Raw genomic sequence first — 26,798 nt, 5'->3', positions numbered from 1 at the left:
CCGGTCAGCTTCACAAAAAAGCGGAGGGCTGTCAACACGCCGGAGCCCCTGCTTAGGGGATAATCGGCGCGCAAACAGCGCCCACTGTCACTGCACGGGGTGAAAGTTATTTCTTGCGTCCCTTGGGCGATTTGCCGCCGGGGCGGGATTTGTTCTCCACAGGGGGCACATGGGCTGCAAGCATCGGGGCCTTGCGGCACAGCAGCCACAGGCCCGCCAGTATAAGCGGCACGCAGAGCAGTTGTCCCATGGTCAGCCAGCCAAAGGCCAGATAGCCAAGCTGCACGTCAGGCATGCGCACAAATTCCACGGCAAAGCGGAACACGCCGTAGCCCAGGGCAAACAGGCCGGAGACCGCGCCTGTTTTTCGTGGCTTGGACGAAAAAATCCACACCATGAAAAAGAGTATCAACCCCTCAAGCGCAGCCTCGTAAAGCTGTGATGGATGGCGCGGATTAGGCCCGGCACCGGGAAACACAATGGCCCACGGCACATCACTGACCTTGCCCCACAACTCGCCGTTGATGAAGTTGCCGAGCCGCCCGAAAAAGAGGCCCTGCGGCACCAGCGGGGCGATGAAGTCAGATACTTCCAGAAACGACCTGCCCCGCGAGCGGGCAAAATACCAGAATGCGCCGAGCACGCCCAGCAGCCCGCCATGAAAGGACATGCCGCCGTTCCAGATGCGCAGAACTTCCATGGGGTCGCTGATGTAGACAGGCAGATCATAAAACAGCACATAGCCGATTCTGCCGCCCAGAATGATGCCGATCATCACGCAGGTCAGCAGGTCGTCCACATCGGGGGCAGTCCAGCCGGAGCCGGGCCGCGAGGCGCGCCAGCGGCCCAGTGCCCAACCAAGGCCAAAGCCCGCCAGATACATAAGCCCGTACCAGCGCAGTTGCAGACTGCCGATGGAAAGGGCTACGGGGTCGATTTGCGCGAGGTTCATGCGTCAATACCCGATGCGTTGAATTCGCCGCTTTTGCCGCCGCGTTTATGCAGCAGGCGCACACGGCTGATGACGATATCCCGTTGCACGGCCTTGCACATGTCGTAAATGGTGGCCGCTGCTGTCTGGGCCGCAACAATGGCTTCCATTTCCACGCCGGTGGGGCCGACAGTGCGGGTTTCCGCTTCAATACGCACCGTGGGAGGCATTTCTGTTACGGTAAAGCGCACGTCCACATAGGTGAGGTTGAGGGGATGGCACATGGGGATAAGTTCGCCGGTGCGTTTGGCAGCCATGATGCCGCCAATCTTGGCGCAGGTGAGCACATCGCCCTTGGGCAGGGCATTTTTGATCAGTAGTTCCATGGTGGCCGGGGCCAGTTCTACAACTGCTTCGGCTATGGCTACGCGTTCTGTAGGCGTTTTTGCGCCCACATCCACCATGGTTACGTTGCCCTGGCTGTCGAGATGCGTAAAGTTGTCGTTCATTGATACCTCAAAAAATTCCCGCAGCACGGGCTGCCGGGATGTTGTTTCAAATATGCGTTCCGTATGTCGTGCTCGAAAAACGCAACACTCAGGAGCAACTATTGATGCTATCCCAAAAAGCAATGGGAGTCATTGCGCCTGTAATCGCGCTGCCCGCCGCAGTTTCCCGGAAGGAGAAAGTTCTGGTTGAGTATTGAGCCGTGGGGGCATCGGGCTGGGCCGGACAGGGCAGGCTTAGCGCAAGCCCACAAGCCATTGCAGCAGCGTGGGACGTGTGGGCGGGCGGGGCGCTTGCCAGAAAGAATCACGCCCGCTGTCAGAAAAGCGCATCCGCTCCCGCAGCAGGCGCTGCGGAAATGCGGCCTTTGTGGATACGAGCGGCCCTGCGGTTGCGGCATTTTCCTGCACGGAATTTTCGGCAGCGGCATCCTGCTCGGTAAGCTGCGGCGCAGGGGCCAGTTCAGCCATATATTTAAAAGGAATGTCAGCACTCGGGCGCATGCTCATGATCTTGCGCACAATGGCAAGGCTGCTGCCAAACCGCTGGTCATGAATCATCACATAGGTGAGGGCGGGGGCGTTTGCTGGCTGCGTTGCCTGCGGATTATCGGCGGGGAGCATGTCGGCTGGCAGGGGAGCGACCACTGGCAGCAGGGTGAAATTCAAAAAAGCATCAGCGACAACAGACTGCCGCGCAAGGTCGCGGGCCAGGCTGTCAGGCAGGGCAGTGGCGGCAACTTCCGGGCCTCGAGGGGTGCCAAGGGCATTCAAGCCCTGAGTGTACACCATGTCCCCGTTGGATGTGGCTTCCGAATACAGGGCGCGCCAGAAAAAGGGCGAAAAGGCATCCGGCAGCACCACAATTTCCTGAGGTGCGCGGCCTTCCGCCGTGAGGCGTTCACGGGTCTGCGCCGTATGCCAGGCGTTGAGGCCTATGGAAATGCCGGGATAGACAAAGAGCCACGCCATCGCCATCAACAGGAGGCCGCGCCGTGCGCGCCAGCGCCAGATGGCCCATAGCAGGGGCAGGGTGATCAGCAGGTCAATGATAAACACCGCGTTCAGCCGCACCCGCATGTGCGAGAACGGCACAAAGATCATGGTGCCGTATGTGGTGATGCAGTCCAGCCAGATGTGCAGCAAGACCATAGCCGTCATGAACAGCCATGTTTTTGCAAACCGCCAGTGACCGGGCGTTTGCGCCCTCCACAGCGAGCAGCCCACAAGTGCCAGCACCAGCCCCAGCAGCGGGGCAAAAAGCAGGGAGTGCGTAATGCCCCGGTGCAATAGCAAAAATTGCATGGGGGTGTTCGCCATCAGCACATCAACATCGGGCGAGGCGGCGGCCAGGGCGGCCAAGGGCACAGCCCAGCTGCTCGCGGGGCGGTGGGGCATGGCAAGCATGGCCACCGCGCCGCTTGCGGCGTGAGTTATTGGATCCATATATTACTGCCTGAACGGGCTGCGCTGTTTGGGCACAGACCTGTATTGCGGTTCTTCGGGGTTTACGTCCGTATCAAGGCCGTTCATGCGGCGAAACTGCTGCATGCGCCATTGCTGCATGTTGGCCATGACATCGGGCCGGTTTTGATAATAGAGCATGCGCTGGGTGTTGTTTGATCCGTACACAGGGTAGCGCAACTGATCTTCCACGCTCACGCCCTGAGGCTGCGAATCGCTCTCGCTGGAGGAACCCGCGCCGATGTCCTTGGGGCCGCAACCGCCCAATCCGCCCACGGCGGCCAGCAGCAGTGCAAAAAGGCAGGCAACGGACTTTCTGTTCATAGTCGCAGTATAGCTGTGTCGTAAGAACTCTGCAACAGGGGCGGAGGCGCTCGCTCTGCGGGCAAACGCTGGCCGCGCAGGCAGATTTGCCGCTGCGACGTGACTGTGTTGCCGCCGCCTGCCCGCATCCTTGGGGCACGGTATCCACATGCGGGCTTGCCTTGCAGAAAAACGCAGGGTATGTAGCATGTTCAACACTTGTCCTTTTTTATTCAAGCGTTGTCCGGATTTGTCCGGCTACGACATATACAGGAGTCGTCATGCGTGCACCCAATTGCGGCATCACCCCCGAAGGTTGGCCTTGCATCGGCCTTACCGCGTTCAGCGCGTTGGTTTTTGCCTGCATGGGCTGGTGGCTTCTGGCCGTGATTTTTCTGGCCCTCTGCTGGTTCAGCATGCACTTTTTCCGCGATCCCGAGCGGGTTGTGCCTCAGGGCGAGGGGCTTGCCGTAAGCCCTGCGGACGGCAAGGTTATCCGCATTGAGGAACGCCCCGACCCCTTCACCGATGAACCCAAGCTGTGCATAAGCATTTTTATGAACGTGTTCAGCGTGCACGTGAACCGCGCCCCCGTGGCGGGAACTGTTGAAGGCATCCGCTATTTCCCTGGCGCGTTTGTCAATGCCGCTTTTGACAAGGCCTCCACGCACAATGAGCGCTGCGCCTACAGCATGCGCGATGTGGACGGCAACCCTTGGACCATGGTGCAGATTGCCGGACTTATCGCCCGCCGCATTGTCTGCCGCGTTGACGAAGGCGATGCCCTTGCCCGGGGGGAACGCTATGGCATGATCCGCTTTGGCTCGCGAGTTGACCTTTACCTTCCTCAGGGATATGTTGCGGCCACGCGCATCGGCGAACAGGTCTTCGCCGGGCAGAGCGTGGTGGCTAGAGTGAAGTAGCATCACCGAAAAATGTGCCCTTAAAGCCGACTGATCGGCACTTAGTTTAGTAAAGATGGTGAATGATGGCCCCGGAAGTTAAAAAGCCGCGCAAAGGAGTATACCTCCTGCCGAACATGATCACGACGTTGAGCATGTTTCTCGGCTTTTTGTCCATGGTCTGGGCCGTGCAGGGGCGTTTTGAATCGGCCTGCCTCGCCATCCTGCTCTCCGCCGTCATGGACGGTCTGGACGGCAAGGTTGCCCGCCTTACCAATACGGCCAGCGAGTTCGGCGTTCAGTACGATTCGCTTTCCGATCTTGTAGCCTTTGGCATTGCCCCGGCCATGCTTATGTGGCAGTGGGAGCTTTCGGCCCTTGGACGCATGGGGCTTGCCGCCGCCTTCATTTACGCAGCCTGCGGCGCTTTGCGCCTTGCGCGCTTTAACGTGAGCACGGCGGCTGTGGGCAAGCGCTTTTTCATCGGTCTGCCCATTCCTGCGGGTGGCTGCACCGTGGTCACCTTTGTATTTTGCGCTGCGCATTTCCCTGCCGTTATGGCTTCGGCCCTGCCCTACATGACCCTTGTTCTCGCCATTGGCGTAGGGGTTTTGATGGTCAGCAAGGTGCGCTATTTTTCCTTTAAGGAATATGATTTCCTGCGTGCCCATCCCATCCGCACCATGCTTTTCTTCCTGCTTGTGCTCGGAACGGTCATTTCCTTTCCGCGCGTCATGGGATTTGTGCTTTGCGCCGTCTACATCATTGGCGGCGTTGTCTACACCTTCGTCATCCTTCCCCGCCGCAATCGTCAGCTACTACGCGCCCTATCGCCCCAGAGCGATTGAGGTTGCGTAACGGTTGCCGCCCCCTTAGGGCGGAAACGCTCCCCTGGACAGCCGCCCTTTACGGTGGCCGTTATGCAAGATATAGCCATCTTTGTCAGAACCAGAGGAGTTTGTCATGAACAACCGCGTCTATTTTTTCGACACCACTTTGCGCGATGGCGAGCAGTCGCCCGGCGCCACCATGAATTTGCAGGAAAAGCTGCGTGTAGCCCACCAGCTTGAAGTGCTCGGCGTGGACATTATGGAAGCGGGCTTTCCCGCCTCCAGCCCCGGCGATTTTGAGTCTGTGCAGCGCATTGCCGCCCAGGCTGGCGACATCCAGGTGGCGGGCCTTGCCCGTTGCGTCCCCAATGACATCGACCGTTGCTGGGAAGCCGTGAAAGTGGCTAAGAATCCCCGCATCCATGTCTTTTTGTCCACGTCTCCTCTGCACATGAAGCACAAGCTGCGCAAAGACCCCGAAGACGTTCTTGCCATGATCGTTGAGGGCGTCAAACGTTGCGCCACATATACCAGCAACGTGGAATTTTCCCTTGAGGATTTTTCACGCACGGAAGGCGATTTTGCCTGCCGCGTGGTCGAGGCCGCCATCAAGGCCGGGGCCAGCACCATCAATCTGCCCGATACCGTGGGCTATGCCGAGCCGCAGGAATACGCCGCGCTGCTTGAACACGTCATCAAGAACACGCCCAACAGCGACAAAGCCATCTTCAGCGTGCACTGCCACAACGACCTCGGCCTTGCCGTGGCCAACACATTGGCCGCCTTCCGCGTGGGTGTGCGCCAGGCAGAGGTTACGCTGTGCGGCATTGGCGAGCGCGCCGGTAACGCCGCCCTTGAAGAAGTGGTTATGAACCTGCGTGTGCGCCACGACTATTTCCAGCTTGAACACAACATCGTTACCGAGCAGCTTTACCCTTCGTGCCGCCTGCTTTCCATGACCATTGGTCAGCCCATTGCCAACAACAAGTCCATTGTGGGTGCCAACGCCTTTGCGCACGAGTCGGGCATCCATCAGGACGGCATGCTCAAGAACCGCGAAACTTACGAGATCATGACTCCGCAGTCTGTGGGCCGCACCGAGAGCAATCTTGTGATCGGCAAGCACTCCGGCCGTAACGCCGTGCGCAACAAGTTTGAAAGCATGGGCTACAAGCTGGATGATGAGCAGCTCAACCTCGTTTTTGAAGCTGTGAAGCAGCTGGCCGACCGCAAGAAAACCCTGCTCGATGATGACCTCATGGCCCTTGTGCAGGAAGAAGTCTACCGCATGCCCGATCTTTTCCGCCTGCGTCATGTGAGCGTGCAGAGTTCCGATGCGGGCGGCGTGCCGCCCACGGCAGCAGTCATCATGGACATCAAGGGGATTGAAAGCAGCGGCGCTGGCTTTGGCGTTGGCCCCGTGGACGCCCTGTTCAACGTGATCGCCGACATGGTGGGCCGCCAGCCCGAGCTTGAGCAGTACGCCATCAACGCCATCACTGGCGGCACCGATGCCCAGGGCGAAGTGACCGTGCGTCTGCGCGAGGGCGAAGTGAGCGCCGTGGGGCGCGGCACCCATCCGGATATTTTTGTCGCCAGCGCGCGTGCATACGTCAACGCCCTTAACCACCTGTTCAAGAAGGAACAGGAAGGGCCGCGGCTGCACTGCCAGCACGATTAAGGGCTGTTCCTCTGGTCTGCAACGGGTCTGACCGCCCCTCCCTTGGGGCGGCTGGCCCGCGAGCCGGAACGCTCAGCACCGCGCAGGCAAAGCCTGTGTGCGCGAAATAAAAAAACAGGCGCTCGATTTTTGCCGCGCCTTACGAAACACCGTATTCGCCGCGCCCCCCTCGGTGGAGCCAGGATGAAAGGAGTAGATCATGCCACAGACGCTTGCGCAAAAAATTTTGCAAGCCCACACAGACGAAGTTGTGGAACAGGACGGCCAGATTGTTCAGTGCCGTGTGTCGCTGGTGCTTGCCAACGACATCACCGGGCCGCTGGCCATCAAATCTTTCAGGGGAATGGGCGCGGAAAAGGTTTTTGACAAAGACAAGATCGCTCTGGTCATGGATCACTTTACGCCGCAAAAAGATATTGATTCCGCCAATCAGGTCATGGTGACCCGCAAGTTCGCCGAAGAACAGAACATCACCCACTATTATGAAGGCGGCGACTGCGGCGTGGAACACACCCTGCTGCCCGAGCAGGGCCTTGTGGGGCCCGGTGATGTGGTCATCGGCGCAGACAGTCATACCTGCACCTACGGCGGCATCGGCGCTTTTGCCACGGGCATGGGCTCTACCGATATTGCCGCCGCAATGGCACTGGGCGAAACATGGTTCAAGGTGCCGTCCACCATCCGCGTCAATATTGACGGTCAGATGCCCAAGTGGCTGCGCGGCAAGGATCTGATGCTCATGCTCATCGGCGCCATCGGCGTGGACGGCGCTCTCTACAAGGCCCTGGAATTCGGCGGTTCTGTGGTGGACGACCTTTCCGTTGAAGGCCGCCTGTGCATGGCAAACATGGCTATTGAAGCAGGCGGCAAGGTGGGCCTGTTTGCGGTGGACGCCAAAACGCGCGCCTACTGCGCGGAGCACAATCGCCCTGGCCTGACGCAGGATCTGGCCGCAGACCCCGGCGCGGTTTACGAGCGCGTGGTCAATATTGACGTGACCGGCAAGGAGCCTGTGGTGGCCTGCCCGCACCTGCCCTCCAACGTCAAGCCAGTCTCCGAGGTGCGCAACACGCCCATCCAGCAGGTGGTTATCGGTTCCTGCACCAATGGCCGCATCAGCGACATGCGCGATGCCGCCGAAGTGCTGCGGGGCCGCAAGGTTGCCAAGCATCTGCGCTGCATTGTGCTGCCCTCCACGCCCACGGTATGGAAGCAGTGCCTCAAGGAAGGCCTCATTGAAACCTTCATGGACTCCGGCTGCGTGGTCGGTCCCTGCACGTGCGGCCCCTGCCTTGGCGGTCACATGGGCATCCTGGGCGATGGCGAACGTGCTGTGGCCACCACCAACCGCAATTTCAAGGGCCGCATGGGCAGCCTGAGTTCCGAGGTTTATCTGGCAAGCCCCATCGTGGCAGCCGCTTCGGCCATTGCGGGTTGCGTGGCCGGGCCTGATCAGCTCTAGGCAGCACACCTCAGTACCTGTCTGTGCCCTGGCTCACCGCGCCCGGCGCAGAGAAAGAAGGACAGCCTCATGAATTACAAAGGTAAGGCCCACAAAGTGGGCGAACACATTGATACGGACGCTATCATTCCCGCGCGTTTTCTTGTCACCACCGATTCCAAAAAGCTGGGCGAAAACTGCATGTCCGGCCTTGAACCCGATTGGGTCAAGCGTGTGACCCCCGGAGACATCATGGTCGCGGGCCGCAACTTTGGTTGCGGTTCTTCCCGTGAACACGCGCCCATAGCCATTCTTGGCGCGGGCATGTCTGTGGTTATTGGCCACAGCTTTGCGCGCATTTTTTACCGCAACTCCTTCAATATGGGCCTGCTGCTCATGGAAGTGGGCGATGATGTGGACAAGATCAATGATGGCGACGAGCTGGAAATCGATGCCGTCACAGGCATTATTCGCGATCTGACCAACGGCGCGCAGATAACCTGCCCGCCGCTGCCCAAGTCCATGGCTGCCATCCTGGATAAGGGCGGGTTGGTTGGCTACGTTAAGGAACGCCTCGCCTAAATTGGCCTTTTGCTCTCTGGCTGCGTTAGATAATCCTTTTTACTCCGGTCGAGTACCATGAGAGTACACTCCTTGCGTAAAGGATTATCTGCCTTGCCAGAGAACAAAAAACCAATTTTTACAGGATATTTTTGGCCAGAACTGTGTCAAAACTGGCTTTTGCCTCCAGTCGAATACCGTAAGAGTATACTCCTGTCGGCAAATCCCCTTTTTCCTTGTTCTGCCGCAAAAATCTTCATGTAAAAAAATAGCTGGTAAGTAATTGTCGGGCGAACAGGATGAGCATCAACAGATAGCATTGAGTTCAAGGATATTTTATGAAAAAGACCATCTGCCTCTTGCCGGGTGACGGCATCGGCCCGGAGATTCTGGCCGAAGGTGTTAAGGTTCTCAAGGCCGCCGCTGAAAAGTTCGGCCACGAATTCGTTTTCGACACTGCCCACATCGGCGGTTCCGCCATCGATGCAGCTGGCGACCCCCTGCCGGAAGAAACCGTGCGCAAGTGCCGCAATGCCGACGCTGTGTTTCTGGCGGCTGTGGGCGGCCCCAAGTGGGACGCCCTCGCGCCTGAAAAACGCCCGGAAAAAGGCCTGCTGCGCATCCGCAAGGAGCTTGAGCTTTTTGCCAACCTGCGCCCGGCCATGCTGTTGCCCGAACTGGCAGGCGCGTGCCTGCTGCGGGCCGATATTGCCGCCAAGGGCCTTGACCTCGTCGTTGTGCGCGAACTGACCGGCGACATCTATTTTGGCGAGCCGCGCGGGCAGGAAATGCGCGATGGCCTGCGCACCGGCTACAACACCATGGTGTACAACGAGGAAGAAATCCGCCGTATTGCCACGGTAGCCTTTGAAACGGCCCGCAAACGCCGCAACAAGGTCTGCTCTGTGGAAAAGAGCAACGTGCTGGAAACCTCGCGCCTGTGGAAGGAAGTGGTCATTGAAACGCACCGCCAGTATGCGGATGTGGAGCTGACCCATATGTACGTGGACAATGCCGCCATGCAGCTTGTGCGCGATCCTTCGCAGTTTGACGTGATCCTCACGGGCAATATTTTTGGCGATATTCTGTCTGACGAAGCCTCGGTCATCACCGGCTCGCTGGGCATGCTGCCCTCGGCCTCCATGGGCGCTTCCGGCCCCGGCCTGTTTGAACCCATTCACGGCTCCGCCCCCGACATCGCGGGACAGAACAAGGCCAACCCCCTTGCCACCATTCTTTCCGGGGCCATGATGCTGCGCCTTGGCTTTGACATGGGTAAGGAAGCCGATGCCATTGAGGCTGCAGTGCGCAAAGCTCTGGCCGATGGTTTCCGCACTGGCGACATTATGGAACCCGGCAAAACCCTGCTGGGTTGCAAAGAAATGGGCGACAAGGTTGTGGAGCGGCTGTAGCCGCTGCTCCGAACCATTTCAAAAGGCCGTCCGCACCATCGGGCGGCCTTTTGTGGTTTTTACCAGCAGACTTTTGCATAAGGGCATAGAGGCGGAATCATGAAAGCGACCACAGGCAAATTGAGCGACTGGGTAGTAAAGAGCGCGTGCGGCAGAGATTTTGAAACGCAGCTTCAGGATGTTGCAACCACAGGCCAGCACGGTGCGCCGCAGGTACTGCGGGCAATGGCTCTGGGAGCCAACGGTTTTGCAAACGCTCCGCAACAGGCTGATCTTGCAGTTGTTTTCGGCTGTTACAGGCCGTTCAGCACACCCAATATTTTGCGCGAGGTGGCGTGGATTTTGGGCCGCCTTGGCATGGCCCACACCTGGCTGGAGAAAGAAAACTGCTGCGGTTTGCCCCTGCTGCATCAGGTCGCGTCAGAGGACAGGCCCCAGATGGTAGAAACCGCCAAGGGTTTTGTGCGGGGCAACAGCTTGGCGGCAGCGCAGAAGGGTGCATCCCGCCTCGCATATTGCTGCGCAGGCTGCGCGCACGTGGCCGAGTCGGTTGATGCCGGGGGTGATGTTTCCCACAGCTATATTCTTGACGTGCTGCTGGACGCCCTGAAAGGACAGAGCTTGCGGATCAAACCCTTGAAAGTGGCCTATTTTGAAGGATGCCACACCTCTTATCGCAGGCATTTTCCTCAGACGTCGCTGAGCTGGCCCGCTTACAGGCAGTTTCTTGAAGGGGTGGAGGGGCTTGCTGTCCAGGATATTGCAGGCAGCCTGTGTTGTAAAAATCAGCCTGACCGCATTGTGGCGGCGGCGCTGTATGGCGGCGTTGACGCCCTTGTATGCGCCTGTTCCGGCTGTACTGTGGCCCTGCGCGGTGCTGGTCAGGGCAAACTCAGGGTTATGAGTTATACCGAATTGCTGGCCCGTGCCTTGGGGTATGAACCTTCAGGGCTGTAGCGTTCTTGCAGCAGAAAATAAAAAAGCGCGGCAAATATAATTTGCCGCACTTTTTTATGCGTGTTTGTGGCGCTGAAAAAAGGCTGTTATCTGCTTGCCGAGCATAACCAGTACAACCGATGCGGCAATAAAGGCCACCCCAGCGACCAGCGACATGCTGAACGGCTCGCTGAACACCAGAATCCCCACCACCACGGCCGTTACAGGCTCCATAACGCCAAGGATGGATGTCAGCGTGGAGCCGATGCGCTGTACGGCAAGAATGAGGGTGAGGTTTGAAATAACGGCTGTCACCACAGCCAGCAATGTTGCGAGTAGCAATTCCCACCATGAGTGCAGGGGCTGGAACGAATCTGCCAACAGGGCGTTGGCCCCGGATATCACCGCCCCAAAGGCCAGCACGTAAAAAGTCATCACAAGACCGCTCATGTTGGGAATGCGGGCGGCATAAATGGTTGTGATGTACACGGCGTTGCACAAGGCGGAAAGCAGAAGAAGGGCCACAGCTAACGTGCTTGCCCCGCCCATGTCGCCGTCACTTCCGCCGCAGAGCAAATAAACGCCAGCAATAGCCAGCAGGATGGACAAGGCCGTGATCCACGAGAAGCGCTCGTGATAAAACACAATCATAATCAGCATGACCATGACGGGATAGGTAAATTGCAGCGTTGCCACAACACCGCTCGGCATGTGCTTGAATCCCCAAAAAAAGAGCAGGGCCGCCATTGTGTACATGGAACTCATGCCGGCCAGCTTGCACAGATCAATGCCGCGCGCGCTGAATCTTTCGCCGCGCACGGCAAGCACAATGCCCAGCACCACTGTGGCAATGGCAAAGCGGTAGAACAGGGCGGATGGCCCAGAAACGCCGCCATGCATCAGCGGTAGTGTAAACAGAGGGATAAGGCCAAAGGCCGCAGAAGAAATAATGCTGTAAAAAAAGCCCATGGCATCCTTCTTGGTGGGGAATAACAAACAGTTTCCATACCGGGGAAGCTGCAGTGTGGCAAGCTTGCGCACGGCATAAAAAAACGTCCCCGGTATAAACCGGGGACGTTGTCGCGCGTGTGCAGCGCGGAAGGTATTGCGCTGTTACTTGGATTGATCCATGACCACTTCAGCCTCGGGGTGAACCTGGCGCAGTGCTTCATGCATGGCCGCTGCATCCGCGAAAGCGCGGAAGGGGCCGATTTTTTCATCACCCTGAGCGGCGTTGTAGCGCACAAAATATGCTTCATCGGGTTTGAGGGGCGTGCCGCTTTCGTCACTGATGACTTCCAGCTTGACCTTGCTGATGCCTTTGTCATCGATATCAATCTGTTGCGCAGCGGCAAAGGAAAGATCAATGATGCGCCCGCGCACAAAGGGGCCTCTGTCTGTCACACAGACCATAACGCTCTTGCCGTTATTCTGGTCGGTGACGCGAACAACCGTGCCCATGGGCAGGGTGCGGTGCGCGGCGGTAAAGGTATACATGTCGTAATCAAGCCCGCTGGCGGTGGAGCCGCCGTGGAAATCGCGTCCGTACCAGGAGGCCTTGCCGGACATGATTTCGCTCTCCTGAGCGCGCTTCAGCCAGATATCACGGCTGTCGGTGCTATCCCGGCGTTCTTTTTCGGATAAGGACGCAGAGGATGAGGAGCTGCGTTGCTTGGACTTGGAGCGCGATTCAGCTTTATCGCGCTTGGAGCGCGAGCTGTGCGAAGAGGCGGTTTTGTCACTGGTCTTTTCGCGTTTGGATTTGCGAGTTTCAGTGTCGCCGGAAGACTTTTTGGCGGCGTGGGGGGCAGCGTTCGAATGCTTTTGATCGGAGGGAGCGCTTTGTGAAGCCGCGTCGGCGTTCATGGGGGAGGCCAAAAGCATGCATAAGGCTATGGCCGCCAGCACTAATGGCCAGCGTGAATACTTCATGATCGTTCCTTTGTTAGTGTTCGAGGCTGGCCAGCGAAATTGCCGGACGAACCGCGCCCGCGGTTCTGACCCCAGGAACCTTCCAATGATGGCAGCAAGCGCGCCTTGCGCTCAACGTCCATCGGTTCCCCAGGGGAATGCCTGTTCTTTGTAGAGGCACTATACAGTAAAAAAATGCTCCGTGTCAAACTGATAAAATCTTTTAATTCAAATAGTTATTGAAAAAGATAGTCTAGAAAATGTCAAAAAGGCAGTGGGGGAGTATGAAATAGGCATGATCGTGCGGCGTGGCGAATTGGCATGGAGTCGAGGAAAAAGCCCTGCGTGCGGCAGAAATATTTATGCAAAATGCAGAGAACAGCACCGGATTCCACCAAATAAAAAGGGCAGGCAGCCGCAAAGCCACCTGCCCTGATAGTCAGTCGCAGCGGTGTTACCAGTCCAGCGTGCGTTTGAAAGCGCGGGCCAGATCTTCCACCGAAGAGTTGACGATGACGCTGTCGCCGGATTTCATGGTCAGCTGACCGTTACCGGTGACAGTACCGATACGGGTGCAGGGCTGCCACATTCCCAGTGCATCAAGAATCATGGCCAGATCGGGCTTGACGCTCACAACCAGGCGGCTGGCGCTTTCGCTGTAGAGCAGTTCGGTCACGTTCATTGTTTCAAGGGCGGGCACGGCATCAAGGTTGATTTCCGCACCCAGGCGGCCGCCGATGCACATTTCTGCAATAGCCACGGCAAGACCGCCGTCAGAACAGTCGTGGCAGGCGGAAATGGCGCGCTGGCCCATGAGGGCGTTGACGGCGCGGTAGCGCAACATGGCGTTGGAGGCGTCCACATGGGGAACGCGGCCACCCTTGAGGCCCAGCTCCGTAGCGGCTTCGCTGCCTGCCATTTCGCGCCATGTGCCGCCGAGCATGTAGATGGCATCGCCGGGCTGCTTGAAGTCGGAGGTCTGGGCAGCCGTGACGTTGCGGATGACGCCAAGGATGGAGAACAGCACCGTGGGCGGAATGGAAATGCGCTCGCCGCCGCCGGTGTAGTCGTTCTTCATGGAGTCCTTGCCCGAGATGCACGGCACGCCGTAGGCCAGCGAGAACTGGCGCAGGGCGCGGCAGGCGCGCACAAGCTGAGCCAGCTTGTAGCGTCCATCGGGGTTGGAGGGGCTGACCACCGGATCGCACCAGCAGAAGTTGTCCACACCGGCCAGGGCGTCGGGGTCTGCACCCACGGCAACGGCATTGCGGATAGCTTCGTCCATGGCGTTGGCCATCATCCAGTAGGTGTCGTAATCGCTGAATTTGGGGCAGATGCCGTGGGAGATCACAAGGCCTGCGTCCGATTCCAGCAGGGGGCGGATAACGCCAGCGTCTGCCGGGCCATCGCGCTTGACGCCCACAAGGGGCTTCACCACGCTGCCGCCGCGCACTTCGTGATCATACTGGCGGATGATGTATTCCTTTGAGCAGATATTGAGCGTGCCGAGCATGCGCTGCAAAAATGCGGTCTGCTCAACTTCGGCCACGTCTACAGTGACATCGGTGATTTCCGGGGCCTTCCATTCGGCTTCAAGCTCAAGCTGCGGCACGCCGTCGTGCATGAATTCCATGGGCATGGAGGCGATGATGCGGTCGTGGTAGCGCACTTCAAAGAAGCCGGAGGTGGTGAAGCGGCCAAGGGCCGTGGCTTCCACATCCATGCGTGCGGCGAGGGCCATGAATTCGTCGAGCTTTTCCGGCGAAACGGCCAGGGTCATGCGCTCCTGCGCTTCGGAAAGCAGAATTTCCCAGGGGCGCAGGCCATCGTATTTCAGCGGGGCCTTGGCGATATCCAGCACGCAGCCGCCCGTGTCTTCAGCCATTTCACCCACGGAGGAGGAAAGGCCGCCAGCGCCGTTGTCGGTGATGGCGTGGTACAGGCCCAAATCGCGGGCGCGCATGATGAAGTCATACATCTTGCGCTGGGTGATGGGGTCGCCGATCTGCACCGCTGTGGCGGGCGAGCCTTCGTGCAGCTCTTCAGAAGAGAAGGTTGCGCCGTGGATGCCGTCCTTGCCGATGCGGCCGCCGGTCATAACAATGTAGTCGCCTTCCTCGGCCTGCTTGAACCAGCCGGGGCGGCCATGCAGCTCTGCGGGGATGATGCCCACGGTGCCGCAGTACACCAGCGGCTTGCCAAGATAGCGCTCGTCAAAGACCAGCGATCCGTTGACCGTGGGAATGCCCGACTTGTTGCCGCCGTGCTCCACGCCTTCGCGCACGCCTTCCAGCACGCGGCGGGGGTGCAGCAGGCGCGGAGGCAGGCTTTTATCGTGGAAGGGCGAGGCAAAGCAGAACACGTCCGTATTGCACACCAGCTCAGCGCCCATGCCTGTGCCCATGGGGTCGCGGTTCACGCCCACAATGCCGGTGAGCGCGCCGCCGTACGGGTCGAGCGCCGAGGGGCTGTTGTGGGTTTCAACCTTGATGCAGGCGTCGTAGCCGTTGATAAAGGCGATAACGCCCGCGTTGTCCTTGAAAACGGACTTGCAGTAGTCGTCTTCGCCCATGCGCTCGCGCAGCATGGCCGTGGCGTCGCGGATGCAGGTCTTGTAGAGGTTGTCCACCACTTCGCTGCGGCCCGTGGCGGCATCGGTATAATTGATGCGCGAGGCAAAAATCTTGTGCTTGCAGTGCTCGGACCACGTCTGGGCCAGCACTTCCATTTCCACATCCGTGGGGTCGGCGGGCAGGCCAAGGGCCTTGCGGCGGTCGGCTTCTTCCTGCGCGGTGAACTGCACGCGGATGCTGTGCATTTCCTTGAGGTTGAGCGCCCATGTATTTTCGCGGCTGGCCTTGGTCAGGGCTTCGTCATCCATGGCTGAAAGGGCGATGGTGTCGACGGTTTCGTTGATCTCGCCCGTAACCCTGGCGGCCTGAGCTTCAAAGCCGGGCTGGGCGTCCCATTCCTGACGGCTCTTGATGCGGTAGCGCTGGATGAGCGTGTTGCACAAAAGGTCGCGGGCCAGCATGTCCACCTGTTCGCGGGTGAGGGGTGCGGCCTTGTCGCTGCTGATGCGGTACTGCACGGCGGTATACACGCGCAGGCTGTCGCGCGGGATGTCCAGCACCATGGCGGCGGTGTCGCGCGCGGTGCGGGCCTCGTTATCCGTCACGCCGGGGCGGTAGCCCACTTCCACAAACCAGTCTGCCGCAGGGTCAAGCAGGGGCAGCGGCTCAAGGGAGGCTTCTTGAAGTATGGGGTCGTGCCAGATGCTTTCGTCCAGAAGACGGGCCACCTGCGCTGCATCAAGCCCGTCAGCCGTAAAGACCTTGATCTGGCGAACGCCAGAAACAGAAATGTTCAGCGCCTTGCGCAGGTGCTGGGCCGTCTTGCGGCCCTGGGTATCGTCAAGTCCGGCGCGGGGGCCGGTTTCCACCCTATAGAGCATGGTTTGCATTCCTCTTGGTTTGGCTGCTTACTTTTTTCTGTCGCGTACGTAGTCGGCCATCTGGCGCATAAGCTCGCGCTCGGGCCTGTCAGGCAGAGTTTCTAATGCCTGCCTGGCCGCGTCAAGAAATTCATCGGCCTGACGGCGCACGGCATCGTCATGCCCGGCCTGCCGGATGCTCTCGGCAATGCTGGCGGCATCGGCTTCCGTCATCAGCCCTGCGCAAAAGGCGGCGTCAAAGGCGCGGCGCTCTGCGGTGCTCAGGCTGTCGCGGTGGAGGCGCAGGGGAGGCGTGAGCTTGCCCTCGCGCACATCGCCGCCAGTGGGCTTGCCGGTCACGCTTTCTGGCGCGAAATCAAGGGCATCGTCCACCATCTGAAAGGCCATGCCAAGGTTTTCGCCATAGGCGGCGGCAGCGGCCACTGCGGCATCATCGGCCCCGGCGGCAAGCGCGCCCATTTCACAGGCAGCGCGGATAAGCCAGGCCGTTTTGCCGCGCACCATGTCTTCATAGTCGGCGCTGGTCGAATCCACGCGGCGCTGGGCCGCAATTTCAAGGATTTCTCCCGCCGCCGTGCGGCTGGTGGCCTCCGAGAAACAGCGGGTCAGCCGCGTGTCGCCATATTTGGCCACCAGGGCGTTGGCCCCGGCCAGCAGGGCATCGCCCGCAAGAATGACGCTGGAAACATCAAACAGCGTATGCGCAGCGGGCTTGCCACGGCGGCTTACGGCATTGTCCAGCACATCATCGTGCAGCAGGGTTGCGGCGTGGAGCATCTCCAGTGTGATCGCCAGATCCTGTATGCTCTTGGCCTCATGACCCAGCAGGCGGGCCGTGAGCACGGTGAGCAGGGGGCGCAGGCGTTTGCCGCCCGCATCAAAAATATGCCGGGCCACAGGCCGCACTGGTTCCGGCAGGGTGTCCACTGCCTTGTTCAGAGCGCGGTTGATGCCGGGCAGCTCAAGGGCCAGACGTGCTTTCAGTTGGATCATATGCTACTCAGATAAGGTTAAGCGCGGGCAACACCCGCGTGAGCGCGCGCAGCGCGCCGGGAAAATCCTTTTCGTCATTGGCGCGCGGCCCGACCTTGTTGGAAACGCTGCGCGCTTCCACACAGGGGATGCCCTCGCGGGCGCAGGCATACGCTACGGCAAAGCCTTCCATATTTTCCAGATCAGCCCGGTAGCGGGCGCGCAGGTCTGCCGCTCTGGCAAAACTTGCGCTGACCCCGGCCACGGTGAGCGATGTGCAGGGCAAAAAAACATGCCGTTGCTGACGTGCGCCAAAGCGCTCCAGCGCTTCAGGCCCTGCCAGGGACAGGCGGTTGCGCACCGCAGCCCCGGTCTCTGGTTGCCACTGCGGAAAGCCAAAAGCCTCGGCGGTGACGGAACTCCCATCGTGCAGGCCGTATTCGGGCCAGATTTCTTCGCTCACCATGCACAGCCCCAAAAGTGGGCGCTCTGCCAGATCAAAGGCCCCGGCAAGACCCGCGTTGAGCACAGCCGTTATGGGCGTACCCTCGGCTTTAGCACGGCAAAAGGCCATGCCCATGGCCAGAGCAGCGTTAATGGGGCCGACCCCGGTAATGCAGCACAGCGCAGCGCCATGCTTGAGGCGCACGGGCCAGAGGTGCATTTCTGGCCAGGATTTTGCCGGGCTTTCAGCTGTTTCTCCAGCTGTGGCGGCAAGCCCCGCCGGAGAAAATCCGGGCACAAGACCCGCCAGTTCCGGGCCGGTGGCGGCGCAAAGCAGCAGGCTCACAGGATCACTGCCTTTGGCTGCTGTTTGTCGGGCGCAGGGCTGGGAATAACGCGCCTGCGGGATAATCCCGGCAGGTCATGTCTGTGCCGTTGTGCAGCGCCGTGTCAGCAGCCATGATTCGTTCCTTTACAAAAGGCGGGTTTTCCGTCACCAGAAAACCATGAAACTCGATTACGCCCTTTTTCTCCGCGCTCTTGGTCTGGCCATCGTTATTGAGGGCCTTTGCTGGACACTCTTTCCCGGCGGCATGCGGCGCGCCCTGTTGCAATTGCTGCCCCAGCCGGAAAGCCGCCTCCGCGTCCTTGGGCTGATCGCCCTGGCCGTAGGGCTTGGTCTGGTGGCACTGGCCTCGCACTAAGGCCTGATTATCCGCACCATCGTGTCTGGCTTGCCGCCCGGCGAGCCTTCAGATGCCGCCTGTGCAATGCGTCGTGAAAACGGCATATTTTTTCGCGCCAATCTGATCTAGCGCGCTTTTTCACCCACATGCAGGCAGACAATGCCGGAAGTGAGCTTTTCGTGCCAGGCACGTTCAAAGCCCGCGGCGCGCATTTCTTTTTCAAGGCTGAGGGCCGAGGGAAACTTGCGGATGGTATCGGCAAGGTACTCGTACGCGCCCGGATCTTTTGAAAATACTTTGCCAACCCTGGGCAGCAGGTGGTTGAGATATACGTTGTACAGGCCACCCCAGATGCGCTCCTGCCCGGAACCGAATTCAAGAATGCAGGCCCTGCCGCCGGGGCGCAGAACGCGCAGCATTTCGGCAAAAGCCGCCTCGCGGGGCAGAATATTGCGGATGCCAAAGGCAATGGTAATGCAGTCAACAGAAGCATCGGGCAGGGGCAGGCGCTTGGCGTCTGCGGCAACAGGCAGAATGCTGCGGGCGTTGACGTCCTTGAGTTTGCGGCTGCCGCGCACCAGCATGGGCGGGCAAAAATCCATGGCCGGAACAATGGCCGAGGGGTGGCGGCGGCGAATGGCAAGGGAAACATCCAGCGTGCCAGCCGCCAGATCCAGTACGCGCCCGGTATCGCCCAGGCGCACGTTTTGCGCCAGCACCTTGCGCCAGTACTGATCAAGCCCGAGGCTGAGCACGCGGTTCAGCAGGTCATAAAAAGGCACAATACGGCCAAACATCCCTGCCACAGCCGCATCGTGCGCAGGTTTGACAACAGTTTCCGTAGCGGTGTTGCGGGGAGATTCCACGTTATTTCCCGGCCTTGTCCTGGTCGGTGTCCACACCGATAGCGGCGCAGACAACACGATAGACCGAAGGAAATACCTCAGCAAAATTGCTGGGGGAAACCGTGCGCGTTTCTATGAATTTGGCGGTCAGTTCCTTGGCAACCTGAAGGGCTTCCTTGCGATCCTTATCCATGTGGGCCTCAGCTTCCGGCCCTGACGGGCGCGGCAAATATGAAAAACCCGCCCCTTTGGGGAACGGCCGTGACCCACAGCGGGTATTGCCTGGACGGGTTAAGAAACGGAAGCAACAGCCCCCGCCCCTTTGTTTTATTGATTGAGAATCGCGGGGCAGCGCCCGCGAAACCGCGCAACAGCATATGCGTTCCGCCTGCCATTGGCAAGGCCGACATGTCTGTGCGCCTGGAGCCTTTTACCTTGAAATTCCTGTTGTCAGCGAAGCAGCGATTGGAGCCGGGCCTCAGGCAAGGGATGAAGCTGGTCCGGCTTGCAGGCACGTTGCCAAGGGGATTACTCCAAAAATCGCGCAGTGCAGACGGGCAGTTATGCTGCCAACCCGCGCCAACAACCCGGAATGGTTCGGGCGGCTGCTTGCGGCCTGAATGCGGCCCGCCGCATAGGGCAAAAAGCCCCCTACTGATCTTCGAGCAGTCTGCCGATCTCTTCGCGCAGTATACGCGCCGCCGCAGCAGCAGCGGCCCGTTCCACCCTGTCGTTGAAGCGCGGTTCAAGGGCATCCAGCCGTGTTTCAAGGGCATCTATGCGCGCCGTGGCGCTGCGGGCGGCAGTGACAACGGGTTGCAGGCTCTCTTCCACAAGCGATTGCGCATCGTCATGTTCGGTCGGCGGGGCCGGGGCAGATGCAAGGGCTGCGGCAACCGCCTTGGCGATGCAATCCATAAGGCTCTGATGCAGGGGATGGCCCTCGACAAACATGTCTTCCAGTTCCTGACGGGGCAGGCTGCTGGCGGCCAGCTCATGCGATGCGTGAATTTGCGCTTCCAGCGCGGTTTCCAGCGCAATGATGCGATCCCCGGCTTCCTGAAGCGCGGCTTCGCACTGCTCAACGCGTTCCGTAAGCTTGCTGGCTGTTTCGGCAGCGTCTGCCGCGCGCGTGGAGGCGTCAAAAGCCTGGGCAAAGGCGTCAATGGCGTGGGACGAGGCCTCTTTGGCCTGTTCCATGACAGCCTCAAGGGCTGCGCCGGACACAGCTGCGGCGGCAACGTCAGTTGTCATCTCTGTCGAATCCGCAACAGGGGCCGCCTGAGGCCTGAATGCAGGTTCATAAGCGAACGGCCCGGCGCTTTCCGGCATATCCGCCGCCGCAGGCTCCACTTCGGTAGTTTCCACTTCGGCAGGCTCGGCCGCGAAAGGGTCGGCTCCGGCTGGTTCCACTTCGGCAGGTTCATCCACGGAAGGCTCGGCCTGCACGTCGGCATCCGGCGGCAGGATTTCATCGGGTTCAAGCAGGGGAAGGTCATCGGCCTGCGCTGGTTCAGCAGCGGCAACAGCCTCAAATGCATCGGATTCTGCCTGAGCGGAGGCGTCGGCCATGATGTCCTGCATGTCAGCCGGGGTGGCATCCGCAGGGGGGGCAGCAGCCGGGGCCACATCCGCATGGTCTGTGGCGGCCTGGTCCGCAGCGGCGGCCAACAGCGCGTCAAAATCTGTGGGCAGTTCCACAGCCTGTTCCGGCAAAGAGTCGGGCAATGCTTCAGCAACAAGCTCTGGCTGGGCGTCAGTCATGAGTTCCAGCTCGGGGTGGAGCAGAACATCGGAAATGTCTTCCTGCGGTTCAGCGGCAGGGGCCGCACCGCCTGTCACAGCAGCCAGCAGGCTGTCGAGGTCTGCATTCAGATCGGGCTGAGGTTCCGAGGCAGGCGCGGGGGCAGGCGCGGGGGCCGCTTCTGGCTGGGCAGCATCAAGCTTGCTCTGCAAGTCGTCCGCGGCGGCAGCCAGCAGACTGTCGATATCCACGCCGAGGTCGGCAGCTATATCAGGGCTTGCCGCAGGGGCAGCCGCAGGCGTTGCCGCAGGAGCGGGAGCCGGTTGCGGCGCGGGGGCCGCTTCTGGCTGAGCCACGTCAAGCTTGCTCTGCAAATCGTCGGCGGCGGCAGCCAGCAAGCTGTCGATATCCACTCCGAGGTCGGCAGTCATATCTGGGTTTGCCGCAGGGGCAGCCGCAGGGGCAGCCGCTGGAGCTGCCGCAGGAGCGGGAGCCGGTTGCGGCGCGGGAGCCGCTTCTGGCTGGGCAGCGTCAAGCTTGCTCTGCAAATCGTCAGCGGCGGCAGCCAGCAGACTGTCGATATCCACGCCGAGGTCGGCAGTCATATCTGGGCTTGCCGCAGGGGCAGCCGCTGGAGATGCCGCAGGAGCGGGAGCCGGTTGCGGCGCGGGGGCCGCTTCTGGCTGAGCCACGTCAAGCTTGCTCTGCAAATCATTAGCGGCGGCAGCCAGCAAGCTGTCTATATCCACCCCCATGTCTGGGCTGGCAGCGGGTGCTGGTGTTGCCGCAGGTGTCGGAGCCGGAGCCGCAGCATGGGGGGCCGGAGCGGTGGTCTGCGCAGGGCTCGGGGCCACATCCAGCCCATTGGCCGCAGCAGCCAGCAGGTTGTCGAGATCATCGTTGGAAAAGGCTGGGCTTTGCGCAGCGGGCGCAGCGGAAGGTGCTGCTGTCGCAGGTTCGGCCTTTGGGGCTGCGAGGTTGCCAGCGTTGAGCAGGTCGTCAATATCGCTTGTGTTTCCGGTGGCCGGGGCGGCACTCACAGATGCCAGCAGTTCGTCCAGATCAGGAATACTGTTTTGCGGTTCAGCAGGCGCTTGAGGCGCAGGCGCAGCAGCGTGAAAATCGTTCAGCAGGGCGTCCACGGCATCATCGGCGGCTGGATTTGTTGCCGGGCTTGCGGCCTGGTTAGCGCTGGCAGGTGCGGCAATTTCCGTTTCCCTTTCCGACGGCTGCGGGGGGATATCAAGGGAATTGAGCAGACTGTCCACATCGCCCATGCCCGGCATGTGCAACTGCTCATTGGGGTCAATGGGATGATCGGTCAGCGTGGACGGAGCGGAGAAGTCCAGCGCCACGTCATTGGGGGCGTCCTGGCCTTCGTCCTTGATATCCATCTGGGCGAGCAGGTCGTCAATTTCTGCATCCGCAGCAGTTGAACCATCGTTGAGGCCGCGCAGGTGCTCGTTCAGCGCCTCCTGATCTGCTTCCACCTCGGGGGCGGCAGCGGCCTGGGGCTGCTCGGACGGATCGTTTGCCGGAACTTCGCCTTTTTCGATCAGTTCTGTGAGATCGATGATCTGGTCATCGGTTTCAGCGGTGTTCTTGGCAACCATGCGCCACCTCATGGGGTTATGTGCAGCGGCCAACGGCCGGAGTCATGCAAAATACATCGTTTCATACTGCAAAAACGACAGTTTTTCGTATCAGTTTATGGCAAAAGACGCAAATAGGACAAAACTCTTTGCGCCAGAATTGCCTTCTGCCGTGATTTTGCAAAAAAAGTCTGGCCGGGAAACAGTCAGGAACTATTGTCATCAGTGGTAAGGTCGGCAAGCCAACAAAAAAGCCGCCCAGAGGCGGCTTTTGAAGCAAGGCAGCCAAGCAGACCTACGGATGGCACTTGGACTTGGCGCAGGCGGTCAGGTCTTTCTTGAGTTCGGGCTTTCCTTCCACAACCTTGGAGTGGCAGCCGATGCAGTTGGTGTGCTTGAGTTCTTTCTTGGTGTGCACAACATAGTACAGGCTCTTTTCACCCTGCTTGCCTGCGAGGTCATCGTGGCAACCGGAGCTGCCGCACTTGGCAAAGCTTTCCTTGCCGTCAACCTGATGGTGACAGGTAACGCATTCAACCTTGGCATGCACAGCGTGCGGGAACATAACGGTCTTTTGGGAACCCTTGAATTCCAGCGGTTTGTCAGGAGCGGCGGGCGCTGCAAGCGCGGGCAGGGCCAGGGCAAACACCATGATACAGGTAAGAACCAGAACTTTCTTCACGGCAGACCTCCTTTTGTGCGGCAGATGAGAACAAATTGGTGTGATTTTACGGCCCTCATTACGGTAAGTCAATGACTATGGGAAAATGACATTCCAACTATTTTGATAAGTTGCCGAGATTGGAACTCTTTTTTCGCGCGTAACCTCTGGGGGTGAGCATGAAGTTCCCCAACGCCCGGCTTTCTGCATTGCCGATGATGAGTATGGAGAGCATGTCGACCTGTTCCGGGTCAAACTGGTCAAGGCGGAACACGCGGGCTTCTTCGCCGGGACGAAAGGCCTTGCGCACAAGCCCTACAGGGCAGTGCGGCGCGCGGAATTGCCGGGCAATTTCAAGAGCCTGTTCCAGATGGTGGGGCCGCCCCTTGGAACGGGGATTATAGATAGCGCAGACAAAATCGGCCTCAAGGGCCGCGTGGAGCCTGCGTTCAATGGTTTCCCACGGCGTGAGCAGGTCGCTCAGGCTGATGCAGGCAAAATCGTGCATCAGGGGAGCGCCCAGCAGGGCTGCCGCCGCGCAGACCGCCGGAACGCCCGGCACAACATTGAAGGGCACACTGCCCACAAGCCCCCGGCTTTCCAGAATCTCGAGGGCCAGACCCGCCAACGCATAGATGCCGGGGTCGCCAGAGCAAACAAGGGCCGTGGGCTTGCCTGACAGAGCTGCGTCCACCGCCGCCGCGCAGCGTTCTTCCTCGTGCCGCATGCCGGTGCTGATGCACTGCTTGCCTGCCAGCAGTTCCGGCGGCACCAGTTCCATGTAGAGGCTGTAGCCAGCCACGCAGGATGCATTTGCTATGGCCGTGCGGGCCTGAGGGGTAAGACATGCGGCATCGCCTGGGCCGAGGCCGACAACATGCAGACTGGCTGGGTTCATCGTTCAATCCTGTCCGAGATGGCTAGGGCCAGAGTCAACTGGCCTTGTTCGATAGTTTTGGGGAGGAGCAGGCGAGGCGCGCCCGCCGGAAAAATCTGCGCTGCCGCCAGCAGGGCCGCGGCCTCACAAACGCTGAAAGGTGGCTGGTTAAAGCGCCTGCCAGCCGCTGCGGACGGGTTGGGCGTAGGGCAGCGTGCGAGGTCGGCGGCTTCAAAGCCATGTAAAGGAACGCCCAGCCGCTCGGCAAGGGCCAGCAGAGCGGGCTCCTGCAATTTTTCTTTCACGGTCGCCAGCGCCGCCACAGCCAAAGGTTCAAGCCCTTGGGCCGCCAACAGCTTGCGCGTGGCGGTTTCCACCATATCGCCGGGCGCGTTTTTGCGGCAACCCAGCCCTATGACCAGCCGGGGAACAGCCACACGCAAGATTGCGGGGCTCGGTGCAAGCTCGCGCCAGTGCGCCGCAACCAGGGGGCCGCGGTGTTCTGGCGGCGTGGCATGGGCCTCACCTGCGGGCAGGCGCTGCAACTGGGGATGATCCGGCACGACATGGCAGGGATCCCAAAGCCCCAGGCTTTCCCCTTCAATCATGGCGGCCTGCGCTGCGGGCAGGCGGTTCCAGTCCACGGGGAGCAGCCCCGCGTTGCGCAGGAGCATATCCAGCGCAGGAGCGGCCTTGCGGGGCTGATTTGTCCCTGCTCCGGGCGCATTGGAGGCTGTGTCCGATGCAGTGGTGATAACTGCCGTTGCCCCGAGCAGATTGGCCACATGGCTGGCCAGTTCGTTGGCTCCGCCCCAGTGGCCGGAGAGCAGGCTTATGACGTGCTGCCCCGCAGGATCAAGTACGATCACAGGGGCATCGGTGCTCTTGTGCGCCAGCAGGGGCGCAAGCGCGCGTACGGCTATGCCCGTTGCGCCGATGAAGGCATGCGCCGCAAAATTTTTATAGGTTGCCGCCAGCAGGGAGCCGATTTTTTCAAAGGGCGTAACCCCCGCAGGGCAAAATCGCGATGGGGCGAAAATTTCCACACGGGCCAGACCGGAGGGCTTGCCGGGGGCTGGGTGCTCTGATGGCTGGGCCGGACGTGCGGGATGCTGGAGTTGACCGGGCAGACCCCACGGTTTGATCGCAAGGCAGTCCGCCAGACGCTGCGCCAGAGGCAGGGCAGACTGGCTGAGCGCATAGCAGGCAAGCGCTGTGATTCGGCGGGGACTGTGCAAGGGGCCTCCCTCGGCTGCCTGTCTGGTGACGCGCAGCGACAGGGATACGGGCGGATGCCGCTGCGTGGAGAAAATAAAGAAGGGAACCCCGCATGCGAGGTCCCCTTCTTGCTGTTTTGACTTAAAAAATGACCTTGCGGGCAGCGTCCAAGGCCTTGTTGAAATCCTCGTCCGTGTGGACAAAGGAAACCATGCCAGTCTCGTAGCCGGAAGGCGCAAGGTAGATGCCGTGAGCGCGCATCTGTTTGTAGAACGTGGTGAAAAGCGCCTGATCACACAGCGTGGCGGTGGCAAAATCCGTGACTTCCTGCTCGCTGAAATAGGGGCAGAACATGGAAGCAAGGGTGGGCATCTGAATCGGCACGCCCTTGGATGCCAGAATGTCGCGCAGTTCCATGGCAAAGGCATGGGTACGCTTTTCAAGTGCCGCGTAGTCAGCGGTTTTGAGGTAGCGCAGGGTGGCTATGCCAGCAGCCATTGCCAGCGGGTTGCCTGAAAGCGTACCCGCTTGATACACGCCGCCTCTGGGCGCGATGAGTTCCATGTAACGGCGCTTGCCGCCAAAGGCACCCACGGGCAGACCGCCGCCAATAATCTTGCCAAAGGTTGTGAGGTCGGGGTCTATGCTGAAGCGGGCCTGCGCGCCGCCAAAGGCCGCGCGAAAGCCGGTGATGACTTCGTCAAAAATGAGCAGGCTGCCGTACTGGTCGCAGACGGAGCGCAGGCCTTCAAGAAAGCCGGGCTTGGGCAGCACAAGACCCATGTTGGCGGCCACAGGTTCCACAATGATGGCGGCAATGCTCGCGCCGTGCTGCTCAAAGATGGCCTTGACCGCATCAATGTCGTTGTAAGGCGCAAGCAGGGTGTCGGCCACAACTGCTGCGGGTACGCCGGGAGTGCCGGGAATGGAGAACGTGGCAAGGCCGGAACCTGCGGCGGCGAGGAATGGATCGGCGTGGCCGTGGTAGCAGCCCACAAACTTGAGCACCTTGTCCCTCTTGGTGGCGGCGCGGGCCAGGCGCAGGGCGCTCATGGTGGCCTCTGTGCCGGAGTTGACCATGCGCACCATTTCAAGGCTGGGCATGGCGGCGACCACTTCTTCGGCCAGAGTTACTTCCGCCGGGCAGGGAGCGCCGTAGCTGGTGCCGCGTTTGGCGGCCTCGCACACGGCCTGGGTGACGGAAGGCTCGTCATGCCCAAGGATCATGGGACCCCAGGAGAGTACAAAGTCGATATACTCGTGGCCGTCCACGTCGGTAATCCGGCAGCCGTGAGCTTCGGCTATGAACAGGGGCTGGCTGTCCACGTTGTGGCAGGCGCGCACAGGGCTGTTGACGCCGCCGGGAATAACAGCGCAGGCCTTTTCAAAAAGCTGCCGAGAAGTGGTATCCATCAAAGGCTCCTTGT

At 60.2% G+C, this 26,798-nt stretch carries 24 protein-coding genes; 8 read left to right on the top strand and 16 right to left on the bottom strand.

Annotated elements, in window-relative coordinates:
* Positions 1-106 precede the first annotated feature (106 nt).
* From lgt to ACUZ9P_RS02905, 4 genes are all read right to left on the bottom strand, one after another.
* Entirely contained in the window at positions 107-952 is an 846-nt protein-coding gene (gene lgt, locus ACUZ9P_RS02920; protein ID WP_449248584.1) for a prolipoprotein diacylglyceryl transferase, read from the bottom strand.
* The gene (gene moaC, locus ACUZ9P_RS02915; RefSeq protein ID WP_298995933.1) at positions 949-1,440 is read right to left on the bottom strand and encodes a cyclic pyranopterin monophosphate synthase MoaC; all 492 of its coding nucleotides are present in this window, start codon (positions 1,438-1,440) and stop codon (positions 949-951) included. The genes lgt and moaC overlap by 4 nt, the downstream gene beginning before the upstream one ends.
* Before the next feature lie 234 nt (positions 1,441-1,674).
* On the bottom strand, positions 1,675-2,883 hold the full coding sequence (locus ACUZ9P_RS02910) for a metal-dependent hydrolase (protein WP_449248583.1): 1,209 nt from the start codon (positions 2,881-2,883) through the stop codon (positions 1,675-1,677).
* Positions 2,884-2,886: 3 nt separating this feature from the next.
* Positions 2,887-3,225 (bottom strand): chemotaxis protein, encoded by a 339-nt coding sequence (locus ACUZ9P_RS02905; protein WP_449248582.1) that lies wholly within the window; start codon positions 3,223-3,225, stop codon positions 2,887-2,889.
* 260 nt (positions 3,226-3,485) lie between these two features.
* Here ACUZ9P_RS02905 and ACUZ9P_RS02900 point away from each other — a divergent pair, with 260 nt between their 5' ends.
* The 7 genes from ACUZ9P_RS02900 to ACUZ9P_RS02870 all read left to right on the top strand — a co-directional run bounded on the left by ACUZ9P_RS02900 (position 3,486) and on the right by ACUZ9P_RS02870 (position 10,988).
* Complete coding sequence (locus tag ACUZ9P_RS02900; RefSeq protein WP_449248581.1) at positions 3,486-4,127, top strand: phosphatidylserine decarboxylase family protein; 642 nt, start codon at positions 3,486-3,488, stop codon at positions 4,125-4,127.
* Between the two features lie 62 nt (positions 4,128-4,189).
* Positions 4,190-4,954: a CDP-diacylglycerol--serine O-phosphatidyltransferase gene (gene pssA, locus ACUZ9P_RS02895; protein WP_374042241.1), complete on the top strand. Its 765-nt coding sequence runs from the start codon at positions 4,190-4,192 to the stop codon at positions 4,952-4,954.
* Positions 4,955-5,069: 115 nt separating this feature from the next.
* Complete coding sequence (locus tag ACUZ9P_RS02890) at positions 5,070-6,617, top strand: 2-isopropylmalate synthase (protein WP_298995924.1); 1,548 nt, start codon at positions 5,070-5,072, stop codon at positions 6,615-6,617.
* A gap of 199 nt (positions 6,618-6,816) precedes the next feature.
* Positions 6,817-8,079, top strand: coding sequence for a 3-isopropylmalate dehydratase large subunit (locus tag ACUZ9P_RS02885; protein WP_298995920.1), 1,263 nt, complete (start codon positions 6,817-6,819; stop codon positions 8,077-8,079).
* A 69-nt stretch (positions 8,080-8,148) separates the two neighbouring features.
* Positions 8,149-8,640 carry a 3-isopropylmalate dehydratase small subunit gene (locus ACUZ9P_RS02880; protein ID WP_449248580.1) on the top strand — a complete coding sequence of 164 codons (492 nt, stop codon included), beginning with the start codon at positions 8,149-8,151 and terminating at the stop codon, positions 8,638-8,640.
* Positions 8,641-8,957: 317 nt separating this feature from the next.
* Positions 8,958-10,031 carry a 3-isopropylmalate dehydrogenase gene (leuB, locus tag ACUZ9P_RS02875; RefSeq protein WP_192112777.1) on the top strand — a complete coding sequence of 358 codons (1,074 nt, stop codon included), beginning with the start codon at positions 8,958-8,960 and terminating at the stop codon, positions 10,029-10,031.
* A 99-nt stretch (positions 10,032-10,130) separates the two neighbouring features.
* Positions 10,131-10,988, top strand: a complete 858-nt coding sequence (locus ACUZ9P_RS02870; protein ID WP_449248579.1) for a heterodisulfide reductase-related iron-sulfur binding cluster — start codon at positions 10,131-10,133, stop codon at positions 10,986-10,988.
* 54 nt (positions 10,989-11,042) lie between these two features.
* Here ACUZ9P_RS02870 and ACUZ9P_RS02865 read toward each other — a convergent pair whose 3' ends face one another.
* From ACUZ9P_RS02865 to mqnB, 5 genes are all read right to left on the bottom strand, one after another.
* Positions 11,043-11,936, bottom strand: coding sequence for a DMT family transporter (locus ACUZ9P_RS02865; protein ID WP_449248578.1), 894 nt, complete (start codon positions 11,934-11,936; stop codon positions 11,043-11,045).
* A 144-nt stretch (positions 11,937-12,080) separates the two neighbouring features.
* The gene (locus ACUZ9P_RS02860) at positions 12,081-12,899 is read right to left on the bottom strand and encodes a septal ring lytic transglycosylase RlpA family protein (RefSeq protein ID WP_298995910.1); all 819 of its coding nucleotides are present in this window, start codon (positions 12,897-12,899) and stop codon (positions 12,081-12,083) included.
* A 433-nt stretch (positions 12,900-13,332) separates the two neighbouring features.
* On the bottom strand, positions 13,333-16,332 hold the full coding sequence (locus ACUZ9P_RS02855) for an AIR synthase-related protein (protein ID WP_449248577.1): 3,000 nt from the start codon (positions 16,330-16,332) through the stop codon (positions 13,333-13,335).
* A 27-nt stretch (positions 16,333-16,359) separates the two neighbouring features.
* On the bottom strand, positions 16,360-17,325 hold the full coding sequence (locus tag ACUZ9P_RS02850; protein WP_449248576.1) for a polyprenyl synthetase family protein: 966 nt from the start codon (positions 17,323-17,325) through the stop codon (positions 16,360-16,362).
* 7 nt (positions 17,326-17,332) lie between these two features.
* Positions 17,333-18,094: a futalosine hydrolase gene (mqnB, locus tag ACUZ9P_RS02845; protein WP_449248575.1), complete on the bottom strand. Its 762-nt coding sequence runs from the start codon at positions 18,092-18,094 to the stop codon at positions 17,333-17,335.
* Positions 18,095-18,254: 160 nt separating this feature from the next.
* Between mqnB and ACUZ9P_RS02840 the strand changes: the two genes are divergently transcribed.
* The gene (locus tag ACUZ9P_RS02840) at positions 18,255-18,452 is read left to right on the top strand and encodes a DUF2065 domain-containing protein (protein WP_192112783.1); all 198 of its coding nucleotides are present in this window, start codon (positions 18,255-18,257) and stop codon (positions 18,450-18,452) included.
* A gap of 107 nt (positions 18,453-18,559) precedes the next feature.
* On the opposite strand, the gene ACUZ9P_RS02835 is transcribed toward ACUZ9P_RS02840, so the two are convergent.
* The 7 genes from ACUZ9P_RS02835 to hemL all read right to left on the bottom strand — a co-directional run bounded on the left by ACUZ9P_RS02835 (position 18,560) and on the right by hemL (position 26,784).
* On the bottom strand, positions 18,560-19,300 hold the full coding sequence (locus ACUZ9P_RS02835) for a ubiquinone/menaquinone biosynthesis methyltransferase (protein ID WP_449248574.1): 741 nt from the start codon (positions 19,298-19,300) through the stop codon (positions 18,560-18,562).
* 1 nt (position 19,301) lies between these two features.
* Entirely contained in the window at positions 19,302-19,472 is a 171-nt protein-coding gene (locus ACUZ9P_RS02830; RefSeq protein WP_022659812.1) for a hypothetical protein, read from the bottom strand.
* A gap of 458 nt (positions 19,473-19,930) precedes the next feature.
* Positions 19,931-22,636, bottom strand: a complete 2,706-nt coding sequence (locus tag ACUZ9P_RS02825; protein WP_449248573.1) for a hypothetical protein — start codon at positions 22,634-22,636, stop codon at positions 19,931-19,933.
* Positions 22,637-22,910: 274 nt separating this feature from the next.
* A complete protein-coding gene (locus ACUZ9P_RS02820) occupies positions 22,911-23,297 on the bottom strand; it encodes a cytochrome c3 family protein (RefSeq protein WP_022659815.1) in 387 nt (128 codons plus the stop codon).
* A 97-nt stretch (positions 23,298-23,394) separates the two neighbouring features.
* A complete protein-coding gene (gene cobJ, locus ACUZ9P_RS02815; protein WP_449248572.1) occupies positions 23,395-24,174 on the bottom strand; it encodes a precorrin-3B C(17)-methyltransferase in 780 nt (259 codons plus the stop codon).
* Positions 24,171-25,391: a cobalt-precorrin 5A hydrolase gene (locus ACUZ9P_RS02810; protein WP_449248571.1), complete on the bottom strand. Its 1,221-nt coding sequence runs from the start codon at positions 25,389-25,391 to the stop codon at positions 24,171-24,173. Before ACUZ9P_RS02810 ends, cobJ begins: the two co-directional genes overlap by 4 nt.
* Before the next feature lie 121 nt (positions 25,392-25,512).
* Complete coding sequence (gene hemL, locus ACUZ9P_RS02805) at positions 25,513-26,784, bottom strand: glutamate-1-semialdehyde 2,1-aminomutase (RefSeq protein ID WP_449248570.1); 1,272 nt, start codon at positions 26,782-26,784, stop codon at positions 25,513-25,515.
* Positions 26,785-26,798: the final 14 nt, after the last annotated feature.

This window comes from Desulfovibrio intestinivivus (assembly GCF_053570665.1).
The sequence above is the reverse complement of the archived record's forward strand: the minus strand, read 5'-3'. Positions and strand labels throughout refer to the sequence as shown.

What these genes read in the sequence shown, in the direction of transcription:
- ACUZ9P_RS02850 (WP_449248576.1), bottom strand. Translation starts at nt 17,325, where the DNA reads ATGATCCAACTGAAAGCACGTCTGGCCCTTGAGCTGCCCGGCATCAAC.
- leuB (WP_192112777.1), top strand. Translation starts at nt 8,958, where the DNA reads ATGAAAAAGACCATCTGCCTCTTGCCGGGTGACGGCATCGGCCCGGAG.
- pssA (WP_374042241.1), top strand. Translation starts at nt 4,190, where the DNA reads ATGATGGCCCCGGAAGTTAAAAAGCCGCGCAAAGGAGTATACCTCCTG.
- ACUZ9P_RS02825 (WP_449248573.1), bottom strand. Translation starts at nt 22,636, where the DNA reads ATGGTTGCCAAGAACACCGCTGAAACCGATGACCAGATCATCGATCTC.
- ACUZ9P_RS02885 (WP_298995920.1), top strand. Translation starts at nt 6,817, where the DNA reads ATGCCACAGACGCTTGCGCAAAAAATTTTGCAAGCCCACACAGACGAA.
- lgt (WP_449248584.1), bottom strand. Translation starts at nt 952, where the DNA reads ATGAACCTCGCGCAAATCGACCCCGTAGCCCTTTCCATCGGCAGTCTG.
- ACUZ9P_RS02855 (WP_449248577.1), bottom strand. Translation starts at nt 16,332, where the DNA reads ATGCTCTATAGGGTGGAAACCGGCCCCCGCGCCGGACTTGACGATACC.
- ACUZ9P_RS02840 (WP_192112783.1), top strand. Translation starts at nt 18,255, where the DNA reads ATGAAACTCGATTACGCCCTTTTTCTCCGCGCTCTTGGTCTGGCCATC.
- ACUZ9P_RS02880 (WP_449248580.1), top strand. Translation starts at nt 8,149, where the DNA reads ATGAATTACAAAGGTAAGGCCCACAAAGTGGGCGAACACATTGATACG.
- hemL (WP_449248570.1), bottom strand. Translation starts at nt 26,784, where the DNA reads ATGGATACCACTTCTCGGCAGCTTTTTGAAAAGGCCTGCGCTGTTATT.
- ACUZ9P_RS02910 (WP_449248583.1), bottom strand. Translation starts at nt 2,883, where the DNA reads ATGGATCCAATAACTCACGCCGCAAGCGGCGCGGTGGCCATGCTTGCC.
- ACUZ9P_RS02830 (WP_022659812.1), bottom strand. Translation starts at nt 19,472, where the DNA reads ATGGATAAGGATCGCAAGGAAGCCCTTCAGGTTGCCAAGGAACTGACC.
- ACUZ9P_RS02860 (WP_298995910.1), bottom strand. Translation starts at nt 12,899, where the DNA reads ATGAAGTATTCACGCTGGCCATTAGTGCTGGCGGCCATAGCCTTATGC.
- ACUZ9P_RS02900 (WP_449248581.1), top strand. Translation starts at nt 3,486, where the DNA reads ATGCGTGCACCCAATTGCGGCATCACCCCCGAAGGTTGGCCTTGCATC.
- moaC (WP_298995933.1), bottom strand. Translation starts at nt 1,440, where the DNA reads ATGAACGACAACTTTACGCATCTCGACAGCCAGGGCAACGTAACCATG.
- ACUZ9P_RS02870 (WP_449248579.1), top strand. Translation starts at nt 10,131, where the DNA reads ATGAAAGCGACCACAGGCAAATTGAGCGACTGGGTAGTAAAGAGCGCG.
- ACUZ9P_RS02890 (WP_298995924.1), top strand. Translation starts at nt 5,070, where the DNA reads ATGAACAACCGCGTCTATTTTTTCGACACCACTTTGCGCGATGGCGAG.
- cobJ (WP_449248572.1), bottom strand. Translation starts at nt 24,174, where the DNA reads ATGAACCCAGCCAGTCTGCATGTTGTCGGCCTCGGCCCAGGCGATGCC.
- ACUZ9P_RS02865 (WP_449248578.1), bottom strand. Translation starts at nt 11,936, where the DNA reads ATGGGCTTTTTTTACAGCATTATTTCTTCTGCGGCCTTTGGCCTTATC.
- ACUZ9P_RS02905 (WP_449248582.1), bottom strand. Translation starts at nt 3,225, where the DNA reads ATGAACAGAAAGTCCGTTGCCTGCCTTTTTGCACTGCTGCTGGCCGCC.